At 69.3% G+C, this 14,188-nt stretch carries 13 protein-coding genes; 4 read left to right on the top strand and 9 right to left on the bottom strand.

The features are described 5' to 3' along the window. Nucleotides 1-2 precede the first annotated feature (2 nt). From AC5WJ1_RS20055 to AC5WJ1_RS20070, 4 genes are all read right to left on the bottom strand, one after another. Nucleotides 3-527 carry a flavin reductase family protein gene (locus tag AC5WJ1_RS20055; protein WP_135703599.1) on the bottom strand — a complete coding sequence of 175 codons (525 nt, stop codon included), beginning with the start codon at nucleotides 525-527 and terminating at the stop codon, nucleotides 3-5. Continuing rightward, nucleotides 524-2,278 carry an FAD-dependent oxidoreductase gene (locus AC5WJ1_RS20060; protein WP_135703598.1) on the bottom strand — a complete coding sequence of 585 codons (1,755 nt, stop codon included), beginning with the start codon at nucleotides 2,276-2,278 and terminating at the stop codon, nucleotides 524-526. The genes AC5WJ1_RS20055 and AC5WJ1_RS20060 overlap by 4 nt, the downstream gene beginning before the upstream one ends. 27 nt (nucleotides 2,279-2,305) lie before the next feature. Further along, nucleotides 2,306-3,499: a flavin-dependent monooxygenase gene (locus AC5WJ1_RS20065; RefSeq protein ID WP_494476919.1), complete on the bottom strand. Its 1,194-nt coding sequence runs from the start codon at nucleotides 3,497-3,499 to the stop codon at nucleotides 2,306-2,308. Between the two features lie 180 nt (nucleotides 3,500-3,679). Further along, entirely contained in the window at nucleotides 3,680-4,831 is a 1,152-nt protein-coding gene (locus AC5WJ1_RS20070; RefSeq protein ID WP_135703597.1) for an LLM class flavin-dependent oxidoreductase, read from the bottom strand. Between the two features lie 215 nt (nucleotides 4,832-5,046). Here AC5WJ1_RS20070 and AC5WJ1_RS20075 point away from each other — a divergent pair, with 215 nt between their 5' ends. After that, nucleotides 5,047-5,391: a VOC family protein gene (locus tag AC5WJ1_RS20075; RefSeq protein WP_135703596.1), complete on the top strand. Its 345-nt coding sequence runs from the start codon at nucleotides 5,047-5,049 to the stop codon at nucleotides 5,389-5,391. Nucleotides 5,392-5,399: 8 nt separating this feature from the next. Here AC5WJ1_RS20075 and AC5WJ1_RS20080 read toward each other — a convergent pair whose 3' ends face one another. Further along, nucleotides 5,400-6,587: a helix-turn-helix transcriptional regulator gene (locus AC5WJ1_RS20080; RefSeq protein WP_135704007.1), complete on the bottom strand. Its 1,188-nt coding sequence runs from the start codon at nucleotides 6,585-6,587 to the stop codon at nucleotides 5,400-5,402. A 448-nt stretch (nucleotides 6,588-7,035) separates the two neighbouring features. On the opposite strand from AC5WJ1_RS20080, the gene AC5WJ1_RS20085 reads away from it, so the two are divergent. Genes AC5WJ1_RS20085 through AC5WJ1_RS20095 form a run of 3 tightly spaced genes read left to right on the top strand, consistent with a single transcriptional unit; the run spans nucleotide 7,036 to nucleotide 9,962 of the window. Beyond that, nucleotides 7,036-7,845, top strand: a complete 810-nt coding sequence (locus tag AC5WJ1_RS20085; RefSeq protein WP_135703595.1) for an SDR family NAD(P)-dependent oxidoreductase — start codon at nucleotides 7,036-7,038, stop codon at nucleotides 7,843-7,845. A gap of 45 nt (nucleotides 7,846-7,890) precedes the next feature. Beyond that, nucleotides 7,891-8,844: a LipP1 family hormone-sensitive lipase gene (lipP1, locus tag AC5WJ1_RS20090; RefSeq protein WP_135703594.1), complete on the top strand. Its 954-nt coding sequence runs from the start codon at nucleotides 7,891-7,893 to the stop codon at nucleotides 8,842-8,844. After that, nucleotides 8,841-9,962, top strand: a complete 1,122-nt coding sequence (locus AC5WJ1_RS20095) for a 3,4-dihydroxy-2-butanone-4-phosphate synthase (RefSeq protein WP_135703593.1) — start codon at nucleotides 8,841-8,843, stop codon at nucleotides 9,960-9,962. The genes lipP1 and AC5WJ1_RS20095 overlap by 4 nt, the downstream gene beginning before the upstream one ends. Here AC5WJ1_RS20095 and AC5WJ1_RS20100 read toward each other — a convergent pair. The 4 genes from AC5WJ1_RS20100 to AC5WJ1_RS20115 are packed head-to-tail and all read right to left on the bottom strand — an operon-like array spanning nucleotide 9,928 to nucleotide 14,062. Next, nucleotides 9,928-10,932: an acetyltransferase gene (locus AC5WJ1_RS20100; protein WP_135703592.1), complete on the bottom strand. Its 1,005-nt coding sequence runs from the start codon at nucleotides 10,930-10,932 to the stop codon at nucleotides 9,928-9,930. The two genes, AC5WJ1_RS20095 and AC5WJ1_RS20100, sit on opposite strands and share 35 nt — an antisense overlap. Nucleotides 10,933-10,965: 33 nt before the next feature. Next, nucleotides 10,966-11,757 carry an SDR family oxidoreductase gene (locus tag AC5WJ1_RS20105; RefSeq protein WP_135703591.1) on the bottom strand — a complete coding sequence of 264 codons (792 nt, stop codon included), beginning with the start codon at nucleotides 11,755-11,757 and terminating at the stop codon, nucleotides 10,966-10,968. Nucleotides 11,758-11,786: 29 nt separating this feature from the next. Continuing rightward, nucleotides 11,787-12,956, bottom strand: a complete 1,170-nt coding sequence (locus AC5WJ1_RS20110; RefSeq protein WP_135703590.1) for a sulfotransferase family protein — start codon at nucleotides 12,954-12,956, stop codon at nucleotides 11,787-11,789. Further along, on the bottom strand, nucleotides 12,953-14,062 hold the full coding sequence (locus tag AC5WJ1_RS20115) for a DUF1214 domain-containing protein (RefSeq protein ID WP_135703589.1): 1,110 nt from the start codon (nucleotides 14,060-14,062) through the stop codon (nucleotides 12,953-12,955). Before AC5WJ1_RS20115 ends, AC5WJ1_RS20110 begins: the two co-directional genes overlap by 4 nt. Between the last annotated feature and the right edge of the window lie 126 nt (nucleotides 14,063-14,188).

Consider the following 14,188-nt stretch of genomic DNA (forward strand, 5'->3'; position numbering starts at 1 on the left):
GCTCAGGCGGAACACAGCGCGCGCAGCGGCGCGGAGGTGGTATAGGCGCCGTCGACATAGACCAGCGGTGACACCTCGCCTGCCAGCCGCACCTCGCGCAGCCGGCCGATGAAGACAGCGTGGGTGCCATAGTCGAAGCGGCCGTCCTGCCGGCACACCAGGTTGGCCTGGGCATTGCGCAGGCACGGCACGCCGAGCAGGTCGTCCTCCCACTCGCCGCTGGTGAAGCGTTCCTCGCCCTTGAGGCGGCCGCTGCAATCGACCGCGATGTCCTGGTGGTCGGCGGCCAGCAGGTTGATGCAGAAATCGGTGCCGGCATCGAGCGGCGGATAGATCGACGAGTTGCGGTTGATGCAGATCAGCAGCGATGGCGGATCCGCCGACAGCGAATCGACCGCCGTCACCGACATCGAATAGCGGCGCTCGCCATCGCGGCAGCTGATGACCGCCACCGAGCGCGCCATGCGGCGCATCGCCTTCAGCATGTCGTCGCGCAACGTCTGGCTGGATTCCGGATTGGCGCTCATAGGGCCTCCTGTACGGTTTGAGCGTGGGGCGCGGCGGCAGGCTGCCGCGCTTGCTGCGCGATCACGTCCGCAGCGATATAGCCGAAGGTCATCGCGGGCCCGAGCGTCGAGCCCGCGCCGGGATAGCTGGTGCCCATCATCGAGGCACTGGTATTGCCGATGGCGAACAGCCCGGCGATAGCGCTGCCGTCCTCCCGCAGCACGCGCGCGCTGGCGTCGGTCACCAGTCCGCCCTTGGTGCCGATATCGCCGGCATCGAGCCGCACGGCGTAGAACGGCGCCTTGCCGATCGGCGCCAGGCACGGGTTGGGGCGCACCGCCGGGTCGCTGTAGTAGGTATCGAACAGGTTGTCGCCCTTGCCGAATTCCTCGTCCACGCCGGTGGCGGCGTAGCGGTTCATGCGGGCGACGCTGCCGGCGAGCCCGTCGGCGTCCACGCCGATCCGCTGCGCCAACTGCGCCAGCGTGTCGGCGCGCACCAGGATGCCGGACAGGCCGGCCGGAATGCTGCGGTCCGGCATCACCGAGGCAGGCAGGATCGGCCCGCACGGGTACTTGTGGCGGAAGGTGGCGTCGAACACCATCCACGCCGGCACGCTGCAGCCGGTCTTGTCGTGGTCGCGGTACATGGCCGGCACGAACTCGGAATACGGCGCGGCCTCGTTGACGAAGCGGCGGCCCTGCCCGTTCACCACCAGGCAGCCCGGCATGGCGCGCTCGATAAAGAGCGCGCGCTGCTTTTCCTCGCCCTGCACCTGCACAGTCGGCGCGCCCCACACATGCGACATCAGGGCGACGCCGGCGCCGGCGGCCTGCCCCGCGCGGATCGCGTCGCCGGTGTTGTTGGGCGGCGTCGCGCTCCAGCCGGCCTGCGTCGGCTGCGGCAGGTATTGCTCGCGCATGGCCTGGCTGCGCTCGAAGCCGCCGGCGGCCAGGATCACGCCATGCAGCGCGCGGATTTCCACCACCTGCCCGTCCTGCACGGCGCGCACACCGCGGACCGAGCCGTCTTCGACGACCAGGTCTTGCAGCGCGGTGTCGAGCCACAGCGGGATCGCGCGGTCCATCATTGCCCGCCGCAGGCCGCCGGCCAGGCTGTTGCCGAGCGTAAGGCGGCGGTCGCGCCGGGTCTTGCGGCGCCAGCCGAAGTCGAGCCAGTAGCGGGCGAACTGGCGCACCGCCAGTCCGAACCAGCCGGGCGAGCGGCACAGCAGCGCGTGCGCCTCGCCGGAGGTCACGGCCACGCGGCCGCCCACCAGCGTGCCGGGTGACGGCGGACGCAGCCGGTCGAACTCCTCACGCAGGCGCGCACCGTCGAACGGCATCGGGTCGAGCGCGCGGTAGCCGGGCATCGCGCCGGGCAGCTTCTGGAAGTAGTCGGCGTAGCGCGGCAGCGTGTAGTAACGCACACCGGTCTGCTGCTCCAGGTATTGCAGCATGCGCGGCGCCTGCTCCAGGTAGGCGCGGATCCGCCGCGGGTCGCCGTCGTCGCCGGTGCAGGCGAGTATGTACTCGAGCGCCTTGGCGTAGTCGTCCTGCCCGCCCGCCGGCGCGATATGGTGGTTGAGCGGGATCCAGATGCCGCCGCCGGACACCGCCGAGGTGCCGCCGTACTGGCTGCTCTTCTCCAGCACCACCACCGACAGCCCGCGGTCGGCGGCCCGGCAGGCGGCCAGCATGCCGCCGGCGCCCGAGCCGACCACCACCACGTCAAACTCCCTGGCCTGCAGGCGCGCTGTGTTCTGGGTCATGATGGGTTCCCTTGCCGGTGCGCGGCTTCAGATGAAGAAGTCGGTGTTGGCGCGGCCCATCATCACGCCGCCCAGGTTCTGGCCGAAGCGGTCCAGGTTGTTGGCGTAGTGGGCGCGTGCCGCGTGCAGGTCGAGGAAGCGGCGCACCATCGGGTTGGTGCGGTAGATGCCGTTGCCGCCGGCATAGCGCAGCAGGCTGTTGGCGAGCTGCGCGCAGCGCTCGGCCACCTGCGACGACTGGTAGCGGAAATGCAGCCGTCGCGGCGTCTGCACCTGGCCGCCTTCACGCGCTACGGCCAGCAGCTCGTCGAAATTGCGTTCGAGGACGGTGCGCATTTCGTCGACGGCCACCTGGGCATTGGCGCAGGCCAGTTGCGCACCGCCGTCCTCGGCGGTCTTGCTGCCGCCGTTGCTGCTGACGCGGCCGTCGGCGTAGGCGACGAAATCGTCAAGGGTGCCTTCCAGCGCGCCGATGCACGCGGTGCACACGGCACGCACGAAGATCTGCGCGAACGGCAGGCGATATAGCGGCACGTCGTTGACGGCAAGGCCCGGGCTGGTGCCCATGGCGCCATCGACGGCGCGATGGGTGCGGTAGTCGGGGACGAACACGTCATCGACGACGATATCGTGGCTGCCGGTGGCGCGCAGTCCCAGCACATCCCAGTTGCGCACGATCTTGTAGTCGGTGCGCGGCAGCAGGAAGGTGCGGTAATCGTAGGCACCGCCCGGTTCGGACGGCGGCACCAGGCCCCCGAGGAAGATCCAGTCGCACAGTTCGCTGCCGCTGGAGAACTTCCAGTGGCCTGAGAAACGGTAGCCGCCTTCGACCGGGGTGACCTCGCCGACCGGCATGTAGGTCGAGGCGATCAGCGTGGTGGGATCGTTGCCCCAGACCTCTTGCTGCGCGCGTTCGTCGAACAGGGCGAGCTGCCAGTTGTGCACGCCGACCACGCCGTAGACCCAGGCGGTGGACATGCAGCCTTTGGCCAGCGCCATCTGGATGCGGAAGAAGGTCTGCGGGTCGAGTTCATAGCCACCGTAGCGGCGCGGCTGCAGCACCTTGAAGAAGCCGGCGGCCTGCATCTCGGCGATAGTTTCGGCGGGGATACGCGCTTCGGACTCTGCCTGCGCGGCGCGCTGCGCCAGCACGGGGATCATCTGCTCGGCGCGCGCGATCAGGCGTGCGGCCAGTTCCTTGGGGTTGTTGTCGTGATGCACCGCGGTCTCCTTTTCGCTTTGTCTTGTGGCTGGCGTTGATGTTTGCATCGGGCGGGCGGGGCGCCATCGTCTGATGGGACTAGCTGTTTCCTGCGGCACTTCGTGGATGCGCCGGCCCTCTCCCCCGGCCCCCCTCTCCCGCTCGCGGGAGAGGGGAGCAAACCATCGATCAGCAAACGTTCACGCCACCGCGCTCAGCTTGCGGCCCTGCTTGCGGAAATGCGGGATCACGTGCTCGCCGATATTGCGGATGGTCTCCATCTGCGCCCACTGCGGCACCGTGCCCATCTGGCAGATAAACAGGATCTCGTCGGCGCCGGCATCGATCAGCCGCTGCACGTAGCCGATGCAATCCTCCACCGTGCCGTAGGCATGGTTCGGGTTCAGCATCATCATCGAGGGGTCGCTGAAGTCGACCGAGACCTTCTCGGAAGCGAACCTGGTATTGATGACGGCCTTGCCCTGCGCGTCGGTGGCGGTGACATGCTCGTCGTCCCACGCGGACGGATCCGGGCGCTCGCCGCCGGCATACCAGTACGACAGCGACTCCATGAAATAGCGCTGGCCCTTGATGCCGATCTTGCGCGCAGCCAGGCCGTCTTCCAGCACGATGGTCGGGCACAGCGCCGCCAGGTGCTGGTGCGGGCGGAAGCCCACCTGGTCCTCGGCCTTGCGGCTTTCCCACGCGGCGCGATAGATCTCGTTCTTCTTCGCCACATCCTCGGGGCCGCCAAAGCCGAGCACCAGCGCGCCCATGCCGCGCGCGCCGGCGCGCTGCAGCGTATCGGCATTAGTGCAGGCCAGGTACATCAGCGGATGCGGGTCCTGGCGCGGCTTGGGGTGGATCGGGCGGCGCGGGATCTTGATGAACTCGCCATCGTGCTCGATCTCGTCCTGCGTCATGATCCTCGGGATCAGGTACATCGACTCGTCGATCATCGGGTGCAGGCTGTTCAGGTCGTAGCCGAACGTGCCCGCCTCCTGCTGCGTGCCGCCCTTGCCCACGCCGAAGTGCACGCGGCCGCCGGACAGGATGTCGAGCGTGGCGATGCGCTCGGCCACCTTGACCGGGTGGTTCATCGCCGGCGGCAGGCACACCACGCCGTGGCCGATGCCGATGCGCTGCGTGCGCCCGGCGACAAAGGCGAGGAAAGTCTCCGGCGCGCTCATGTGCGCGTAGTTGGTCAGCGCGGTGTGCTCGACCGCCCAGACCACGTCGAAGCCCATGTCCTCGGCCAGCACCACCTGTTCCATGATTTCATCGAACACCTTGTGGTCGCCGGCGCGCGAGGCATCGACGGTCTGTGCTTCATAGATCAGCGAAAAACGCATTGCAGTCCCCTTCCCTGGCATTGATGGTTCAGGACCGCTGCCGGGACGCCGCCGGTTGCCGCGCCTCGGGCCGGAAGCGGCCTGTGTGCTTGCAGTGTGGGCGGCGCAAGGCGTTGCAACATCGTCTGATTGGATTATGAGCAGTGCCTGGCCCATCCCTATCATGATTCGCGGGCAACGATGCCCGCTTTTGACCTTCGAAAGGACCAAGACACATGCAAGCCAGACTGCTGCTTTACCCCGTCACGGACATCGACACCGCGCTGCCGTTCTTCACGCAAGGACTCGGACTCGCCGTGAAATTTCGCGACGGCGACCGCTATTGCGCGCTGGACGCGGGCGCGCTGACGCTGGCGCTGGTGGCCGGTGAAGAACGGCTGGTCGACCAGCCCGCGCTCGCGTTCAAGGTGGATGAGGGGAAAGACTTTGCCGCGGCGATTGCGCGGCTGGTGGGTGCGGGGGCCAGCGTGACGCTGCCCGCGGCGCAGGGCCCGCATGAGACCCGCGCGGTACTGCAGACCCCGCAGGGCTTTGCGCTGGTGCTCAGCGCAAAGCCCTGACGCTTACATCAGCCCAGCGAAATCACGCTGCTCAGCAGCATGCGCACCAGCGTGGCCTGCCGGGTCACGCCGGTCTTGGAGAAGATCGCGCGCAGGTGCGCGCGTGCCGTGTTCTTGCTGATGCCGAGTTCATCGGCGGCTTCGTCGAGCGTGAGCCCGTTGGCCAGCTGCAGCGCCAGTTGCGTCTCCGCCGGCGTGAAGTCGAACAGCTGGCGCACCACATCGTGCGAGGCCTGCGAGCGCCGCTCCGGATCGCGGATGAAGACCACGCAGGCCGGGCGCTTGCGGTTGTCCTCCGACCACTCGCTGAGCGGGATGGTGCGGATCAGCACGCCCAGCCTGGCGCTGCCGGACGGACGCGTGATCGACATCGCCTCCATCACCGCCGGCGCGGTGCCCAGGTGCCCCATCATTGCCTGGCGCAGCAGGCGCTGGAACTTGCGGTTCTCCTGGCCGTACTCGACGTCCAGCCCGCCCTTGGCAATCCGGATGCCGTCCTTGGCGCCCAGGATCTCGTCGGCCGCGGCGTTGGTCTTGATGATGGCGCCGGTCTCGTCCAGGATCACCATGCCGACCAGCATGCGGTCGATGGCGCTGGCATAGACGGTGCGCTCCGACTCCACCACGTCGAGGCGCGAATGCAGGTCCACCGCGCGCTTCAGGTGCGGCAGCAGCGCGGTGCACAGCGCCTTGTCCGCGGCCGAGAAATCGCGGCCCTCATGCTTGCGGCAGACACGGAAGCGGCATTCGACGCCGTCGTCGGTACGCAGGTCCGCGCCCAGGATGTAGCGGATGCCGACGTCCTTGAGGAACTGCAGGTAGATCTCGCTCTGGCACCAGACGCCCGGCCCTAGATGCTCGTCGATGGTCACCACCCGGTCCGACGGCAGGCCGATGAAGGGATCGAGCGCGTAGTAGTAGTTGTTGTACGAGGTCTCCCCCGGCAGGGTCGAACCGCCATGCTCCGAGGCATTGATCATGAGCCCGCGCCGGTCCGTGGCCGGCGAACGCAGGATCAGCGTGACGTAGTTGGCGTCGAGCTGCCTGCGGATCTGCTCCAGCGCCTTGCCCCATGGCACCTGCTCCATCGGTCCCTGGTAGATATTGCCCAGCAACGCGCTGAAGTCAGACAGCGACACCGTCGTCTGCGCGAACAGGTGCGCGGCTGCCTGATTGTGGCTCGCCTCCATCAGCATTTCCTCTGTCTCCATTGTGGCGTGCGCAGCGCACCGGACGTGCCGGTCGGCTGGCCTTCCTGTGCGGGCTCTGTGGCCCTTTTTTTGTGCCCCGATTATAGGGACGGCGCAGGGGTCGCGGCTTGCCCCCCGCCTTCATGGTTTGCCCTAGTCCACGCCGGCATGGCACGCATGCCGGACTAGTCCCGAGGGACAGGCCAATCCTCACGCGCCGGCGGCGCAAACACATACTCCAAACAGACTAAGGACCAACCCATGGCCGTCCGGCTGCGGGCAAACCCCTAGGCGTCATGGGGTGCCATGTGACGCCATGTGAATCCGCATGACGCCAGGTGGCGCCGCCCCACCCAAACAGACGATGCCGCGCCGCCGCGGCGCCGCTACAAGTCGTGCATGGGCGGCAATCCCCGCCTTTTTCCACGTCTTTTTCCTACGGAGAACCATCACCATGGCGGCAAACCCGCGGCAGCAGGCCGCAGTGATTACCGGTGCGGGCAGCGGCATCGGCGGCGCGCTGGCGCATGCATTGGCGGCGCAGGGCTATGCGCTGGCACTGGCGGACATCGACGCCGACGCGCTCGAAGCGACGCGCGCGGCGCTTGCCGGCCAGGGCGCCATCGCGATCGCGGTCCCGACCGACGTATCCGACTTGCGGCAGATGGAGCACCTGTGCGCTGAAGCCTTCCTGCGCCTGGGCCGTGTCGACCTGCTAGTCAACAACGCCGGGGTGCTGGCCACGGGCCGCTGCTGGGAGCTGGCGCCGGAGGTCTTTGAGCGCGTGCTGCGCATCAACCTGTGGAGCGTGCTGTACGCACTGCGCTGCTTCGTGCCGCGCATGGCGGCGCAGGGTTCGGGCCATATCGTCAACGTGGCGTCGATGGCCGGGCTCGCGGTCGGCCCCTGGCTGGCGCCCTACACGCTGTCCAAGCAGGGCGTGGTAGCGCTCAGCGAAGGACTGGCGCTGGAGCTGCAGGCGGCCGGCCTGCCGATCCGGGTGTCGGTGGTCTGCCCCGGCCCGGTCGCCACCGGCATTGCCGCGGGCCTGGACGGCGCCGGGCCGCAGGAGGTGAACCAGATGAACGGCGCGCTGCGCAGCGGCATTGCCGCCGGCATGACGCCGGACGAGGTCGCGCGCGTGATCCTCGACGGCGTGTCGGCCGGCCGCTTCTGGATCCTGCCGCACGAGCAGGCGGCGCACGCCGCGCTGGCGCGCGCGCAAGGCATTGCCGCCGGCAGCCAGCCAGCCTTCGCGCTCTGAGATCGCGCTCCGAACTTGAATCCTCAACCGCAACCGGGAGACACCATGCCGCTCGACCCCCAGGCCCGCGCCATGCTTGATGCCATGGCCGCCTTGCCCAGCCCCGACTTCTCCACGCTGCGCGCCGCCGACTACCGTGCCGCGCTGGCGGCCATGCCCGGATTCGCACCCGGCGATGCCATCGCCGCGCAGCACGACCTGATCCTGGACGGTGCGGCCGGCCCGCTGCGGGCGCGCCTGTACCGGCCGGACGACAGCGCCGCGCTGCCGCTGGTGATCTATTTCCACGGCGGCGGCTTCGTGCTGTGCGGCCTCGATTCGCACGACAACATCTGCCGCAGCCTGGCGCGCCGCAGCGGCGCGCTGGTGCTGTCGGTCGACTACCGGCTCGCGCCGGAAGCGCGCTTCCCGGCCGCCGCGGAAGACGCGGTCGCGGCGGTGCGATGGGCGGCTGCGCATGCGGCGCAACTGGGTGCGGATCCGGCGCGGATCGCCGTGGCGGGCGACAGCGCCGGTGGCAACCTCGCCGCCGTAGCCTGCCAGCAGGTGCGCGGCAGCGGCATTGCCCTGCGGCACCAACTGCTGCTCTACCCTTACCTGGACTGCACCGATGCCGCGACCGGCAGCGCCAGCTACCGCGAATGCGCAACCGGCTACTTCCTGAGCGCGGCGGAACTGGACTGGTATCGCGCCCAGTATCTCGGCAATCGCGCCGATGCCGCGGACGTGCGCGCCAGCCCGCTGCGCCAGCGCGACCTGCATGGCTTGCCACCGGCCACCATCATCACCGCCGAGTACGACCCGCTGCGCGACCAGGGCGAAGGCTACGGCGAAGCGCTGCAGCGCGCGGCCAGCAGCGCCACCGTGCGCCGCTGGCCGGGGCAGTTCCATGGCTTCATCAGCATGCAGGGCGTGATCGATGCCGCCAGCGACGCACTGGATGCGGCCGCAGCGGCGCTGCGCCACGCGTTCGGCAGCAGCCGGCAGGAGGCAGCATGAGCACGGCCAACGCCTTGCCGCCGATGGCCGACGTGCTTGCCGCACTGGCCGCTGGCCAGCGCGTGGTGGTGATCGAGGACGAGACCACCGAGGCCACCGGCTGCGTGCTGGTTACCGCCGAACGCACCACCGAGGCCGACGTCAACTTCATGGCCGCCGAGGCGCGCGGCCTGGTCTGCATGGCCATCACCGAGGCGCGCCGCGACCGGCTGCAGTTGCCGCCGATGGCCGCCAGCCAGCGCCAGCGCGAGCGCTACACGGTGTCGATCGAAGCGGCCACCGGCGTCAGCACCGGCATTTCCGCGGCGGACCGGGCGCTGACGCTGCGCGTGGCGGCAGCGGCGCGCGCCCAACCGGCAGACCTGGTCCAGCCGGGACACATCTTTCCGGTGGTAGCGCAGGCCGACGGCGTGCTGCGCCGCGCCGGCTTTGCCGAGGCCTGCTCCGACCTGCCGCGGCTGGCCGGGCGTGTCGCCGCCGGCGCCTATGCGATGCTGCTTGATGACGACGGCGACCTGCTGCGCGGCCCCGGCCTGCTGGCGTTTGCGCAACGCCACGGGTTAGCCGCGGTCTCGATCAGCGGGCTGATCCACCACCGGCTGCTGACCGAAGGCGCGCTGCGCCGTACCTGCTCGACCGGGCTGGATACGCCGTTCGGGCGCTTCACCGTGCACGCCTACCACGACGCCCCTGCCGACGCGCTGCACCTGGCATTGGTGCTGGGCGAGCCCGATCCGTCCAGGCCGGTACTGACGCGCGTGCAGGCGGTGGAAATGCAGCGCGACGTGCTGGCCTTCGGCACGCCGGCGCAGTCCACCTCTCAGCCCGCCTGGAACCTGGAACGCTCGCTCGCCCGCATCGGCGCCGAGGGCTGCGGCGTGCTGGTGCTGCTGGACGAGCGCGAATCGCCGCAGCAGCGGCTGGCGCGGCTGGCCGCGCCGCCTGCCGCCGCGCCGGCGCCGGCCTTCGCGCAGCGCGCGCTGGGGGTCGGGGCGCAGATCCTGCGCGATGTGGGCGCGCACAAGCTGCGCCTGCTCAGCCATCCGGTGCCTTACCGCGCGGTCACCGGCTTCGACCTGGAGGTTACGGAGTTTGTCCCGCCGGGCCAGCCTGGTTGAACGGCGCGCCGAAGCAGTCGGCAAAGCTGCGCGTGAAGCGCTCCACTTCGGCGTCGGGCAGGTGGTTGATGCCCCCGGCCAGGCGCCGGCCGCCTCCGGTCTCGAAGGCGCGGCAGAAGTCGGCCGCACCGGTGATGCTGTGCGCCGGCACGCGCACGCTGACCGCAAAGCCGCCGCCGGATTTGGGCGACAGCAGGCCGATCGCATCGCCGGGACGTCCGCGCACCAGCTCGTTGGCCAGCACACCGATCGCGCGCCGTGCCCACGGTGCGTCCGGCAGCACCAGCAGCGCGGCGCCGGGGACTTCATGCACGGGCGACAGGCGGCGCGCCTGGGCCATGTCGTCCTCGTAGCCATCGCACAGCAGCGCGTAGGTGGCGCACTGCGCGGCGAACTCCAGCGGGTCGGCGAACGGCAGCATGTGCTGCGCCAGCTCGGCGGGATCGCAATGCAGGTCCGCCACGCACTCGCCATACGCGTTGTAGTTCAGGCAGGTGCCGAGCCGTTCCAGCATCAGGGTTTCGCGCGCGTCCAGCCGCGCCTGCGCCGCCATCGCGCGCGCCACGTCGCCGAGGTTGTCGCCAAAGGCGGCGGTGATCGCCCAGCGCCGGTGGCGCCCGTCGAGGTGGCGGTCGACCAGGATGCTGGTGCAGACCGCCGCGCTTTCGTCGATATGCGCGCGCAGACCGGCATGCGACGGCAGCTCGCCGGCGTGGTGGTGGTCGAAGTAGTCCACCTGCGCACCGGCGGCGAGCAGCCGCAGCAGCCCGTCGCGGTTCTGTTCGAGCGAGATGTCCAGCGCCGTCACGGTATCTCCGGCACAGGCGTCGATCCGCTCGAGCAGGCGGATATCGCGCTTGACGCCGGTGACCAGCGCCGCATCGCCGGGGTGCAAACGACGGGCCAGGCGCAGCTGCTGCAGGGCACACAGGCCGTCGGCGTCGCCGTTGAAGGCAAAGTAGCGGGTCATGGCAGTTGGCAGTAGAGCAGTCGGTCCGGCCGGTCAGGGCATGAAGTCGCCACCGTTGGCATCCAGCGAGGCCCCGGTGATCGCACGGGCGTAGTCCGACACCAGGAACAGCGCCGCGCGCGCGCAGTCGTCGTCCGTCGGCATGCGGCCCAACGCAATCTGGGAAGCCACCGGTGCGATGATAGCGTCCTCGGCGACCCCCTGTTCGGCCGCGGCGTGGCGCACATAACCCTGCACCGGCGCGCCCCACATCCAGCCCATGAAGATGCTGTTGGCGCGGATGCCATGCGGCCCCAGCTCGCGCGCCAGGTACTTGACCGCCACCGCCAGCGCGCCCTTGGACGCGGCGTAGCCCGATTCGCCGGGCATCGGCTTGCGCGTGGCCTGGGTGTTGATCATCACGATGGCGCCGCCGCCCTGCGGCTTCATCAGCGCGGCCACCTCCTGCGTCAGCGTCATGGTGCCGAAGACATTGGTGTCGAACACCTGGCGCCAGACGTCCAGGTCGGCGGCTTCCACCGGCTCGGGGAAATTGCCGTGCTGGAAGGCGCTGTTGACCAGCGCGTCGATGCGGCCGAAGCGGCGCACGGTCTCGCTGGCGAGATGGCGGGACTGGGCGCGGTCGGTGATGTCGGTCACCACCTTCAGCACTTCACAGTCGGCGCCCAGTGCATCGATGCGGGCCTGGGCCTCGTCCAGCTTCGCGGCGGTGCGCGCGGCGATGGCAACGGCGCGGGCGCCCTCGCGCGCGGCCTCTACCGCCAGCTTGATGCCCAGACCGGGGCCGATGCCCGATACGATCACGATCTTGTCTTTCAGCAGCATGTGGATGTCTCCTCGGTGTGTTTTCGGTATCAGTCGCGGCTCAGCACATGGCGTGCGCGATAGCCGGCGAAATCGCGTGCCAGCTGTGCCTGGCTCAGCCCGAACTGCTCGGGCGTATAGGCGTGCGCCGCGCGCCGGTTGCGCGGATTGCTTTCCATCCATGCCCACATGCCGGCGCGCGCGGCCTCGGTCAGCGGCATGCCGGCGAAGCGATAGACCGCCTGCGCCACACCGAAGGGATCGCGCACCGTATCCTCGAAACGCACGTCGAGGAAGCGGCCGGCGGGCATGGCGTCGCGCACGGCCATGGCGTGATCGGTGCCGCGCCGCATCTGTTCGCTCCATTGGCGGCCTACCGCGACCGGATCCGGCGCATCGGCGTACATCTTCCACAACGTATGCGCCATGCTGGCCATCGACGGGATGGTCTGGACCGGATCGCGGTGGGTCAGCACCACCTGCGCGCCCGGGAACACCCGGAACAGGACTCCCAGCGTATGCAAATGCTGCGGGGTCTTCAGCACCCAGCGCTGCGCGGTCCCCTCGCCGCGCTGGCGCTTCTGCCACTGCAGGAACTGCAGCATGGTCTTCAGGTAGTCGTAGACCTCGGTGCGGTCCTGGCACGCCAGCCAGCCGGTGTAGCCGGGCACGTTGGCGTAGGAGTCCATTGCGCACAGGAATGAATGCTCCATCAGCATGAATTCCTCGTCGGCGGCCATGGCGTCGAGCGGATGGATGGCGAGGATGTCCGGGATGAAGCGGATCATCTGCGCCACTTCGTCGCGCGCCAGCGCAATGCGCCGGCTGGCATCGCGCACGTCCTCGCCGGGCAGCGGCGCGGGGTAGCGGGTTTCCCACCACGCCGCCGAGCAGAAGCGCGCGTCGGTAGCCAGCATGCGCTGCAGCAGCGTGGTGCCGGTGCGCGGCAGCCCGACGATGACCAGCGGGTCTTCCACGCGCTCCTGCAGGATCCCCGGATGGCGCCGGCAGTAGTCCTGGATCACCAGCCGGTTCACCAGCTGGGCCTGCAGCTTGGCTTGCAGCAGTTGCTCGCCTTGCTGCGAGAGGCCGGCCTCGCGTGCCAGCGAATCGGACAGCACGTCCAGGGCCTCGCGGTAGTTGCCCGGGCCGAAGTCGGCCAGGCCGCCGGCCTGCTCGCTCGCCTGCGCAAGCAGGCCCTTCACGTTGATGCCCTTCATGCGTTGTTCTCCCTGAGCGATGCGAGCTTGACCACGCGCGTGCGCGGATGCGCCGGCTGCGCCGCGCCCACCCAGCGCCAGCACATGGTGCCGTTGCGATGGCCGGCGGTCTCCAGCCAGTTGGACAGGCCCGGATCGCCCGCACTGAGGATGACGGTGACGCCGCCACCGGCATCGAGCCGGGCGCCGTGCTTGTTGATGCAGATGTCGTGGTAGCGGTAGTCGAGCGACTCCATCCAGTAGTTGTTGATCTGGAAGTTCCAGAACTCGCAGTCCGGCACCCGGTCGACCTCGACCACCAGCGCCTCGTCATCCGCGAGCTGCCAGCAGGAGTGGTAATAGAAGATGTTGGGATCGCCGCCCGCCGCCTGGCACACGGCCTGGTCCGCGGGCGGCAGGGCGTTGACGTGGCCACCGTAGCCCCTGGCCCAGTCGGCAAAGATGCGCGCGGTGCTTTCGACAAAGCCGGCGGCGCGCAGCAGGCCGCCGTGCAGGCGCTCGGCGCTCAGCGCGGGCGGCTTGCCGTTGCCGTCAACGCGTTCGATATGCAGTTCGGCCGGGGTCTCTGCCTTGCGGTCGAGGAAGGTCTGGCGCACCACCAGCGCATTGGTGGCCGGCTCCATGCGCACCCAGTTGCCCTGCTGCGGCTGAGCGCCGAGGACGATCTCGAAGCTGCCGTCCGCCGCCACCGCCAGCTGGCTGCTGTCGATAAAGCCGGTCTGGACCATGCGTCCATCGGTTTCGTAGCCACCCTTCTGCGTGCCGAAGCTGAGGTACGCCACCGTGCCGCGCCGGCCGCGGATGCGGTACGCCGCATTGCCGTCCAGGCGCGCGTAGCGGTACAGGTTGTCCGGATTGTCAGCGCCGATCTTGGCGGTCTCGTGCGACGGCGAGAAGAAGCCGGGAAACGCCGGATCGGCGAACTCCACATGCATCTCCAGCGCAATGCGCAGCAAGCGGCTCAGGTAGCGGAAGCCCTCTGCGCGCGTGAGCGCGTCGGTCGGCGCTTCGGGGCGCAGGATCTGCTGCCCGCTGCGCTTGAGCACTTCGCAAAACTCGGCCCAGGTGTGGCCGCTCAGCAATTGGTCTTCGGCGGAGGTCGCCATCTGCCTGCTCCCGTGGTTCGTCGGCGAAGCAACGATACCCAGTGCAGGCCCAGCGCTTCCTCGTCCGGGCGGACTAGGAATTGCATGCCGCGGCCCGCGATTTCCTAGTCCGCCCGGACGAAGTGG

The sequence above is a fragment of the Cupriavidus sp. MEYA8 genome, assembly GCF_059278825.1.

What these genes read in the sequence shown, in the direction of transcription:
- AC5WJ1_RS20055 (WP_135703599.1), bottom strand. Translation starts at nt 527, where the DNA reads ATGAGCGCCAATCCGGAATCCAGCCAGACGTTGCGCGACGACATGCTG.
- AC5WJ1_RS20060 (WP_135703598.1), bottom strand. Translation starts at nt 2,278, where the DNA reads ATGACCCAGAACACAGCGCGCCTGCAGGCCAGGGAGTTTGACGTGGTG.
- AC5WJ1_RS20070 (WP_135703597.1), bottom strand. Translation starts at nt 4,831, where the DNA reads ATGCGTTTTTCGCTGATCTATGAAGCACAGACCGTCGATGCCTCGCGC.
- AC5WJ1_RS20075 (WP_135703596.1), top strand. Translation starts at nt 5,047, where the DNA reads ATGCAAGCCAGACTGCTGCTTTACCCCGTCACGGACATCGACACCGCG.
- AC5WJ1_RS20080 (WP_135704007.1), bottom strand. Translation starts at nt 6,587, where the DNA reads ATGCTGATGGAGGCGAGCCACAATCAGGCAGCCGCGCACCTGTTCGCG.
- AC5WJ1_RS20085 (WP_135703595.1), top strand. Translation starts at nt 7,036, where the DNA reads ATGGCGGCAAACCCGCGGCAGCAGGCCGCAGTGATTACCGGTGCGGGC.
- lipP1 (WP_135703594.1), top strand. Translation starts at nt 7,891, where the DNA reads ATGCCGCTCGACCCCCAGGCCCGCGCCATGCTTGATGCCATGGCCGCC.
- AC5WJ1_RS20095 (WP_135703593.1), top strand. Translation starts at nt 8,841, where the DNA reads ATGAGCACGGCCAACGCCTTGCCGCCGATGGCCGACGTGCTTGCCGCA.
- AC5WJ1_RS20100 (WP_135703592.1), bottom strand. Translation starts at nt 10,932, where the DNA reads ATGACCCGCTACTTTGCCTTCAACGGCGACGCCGACGGCCTGTGTGCC.
- AC5WJ1_RS20105 (WP_135703591.1), bottom strand. Translation starts at nt 11,757, where the DNA reads ATGCTGCTGAAAGACAAGATCGTGATCGTATCGGGCATCGGCCCCGGT.
- AC5WJ1_RS20110 (WP_135703590.1), bottom strand. Translation starts at nt 12,956, where the DNA reads ATGAAGGGCATCAACGTGAAGGGCCTGCTTGCGCAGGCGAGCGAGCAG.
- AC5WJ1_RS20115 (WP_135703589.1), bottom strand. Translation starts at nt 14,062, where the DNA reads ATGGCGACCTCCGCCGAAGACCAATTGCTGAGCGGCCACACCTGGGCC.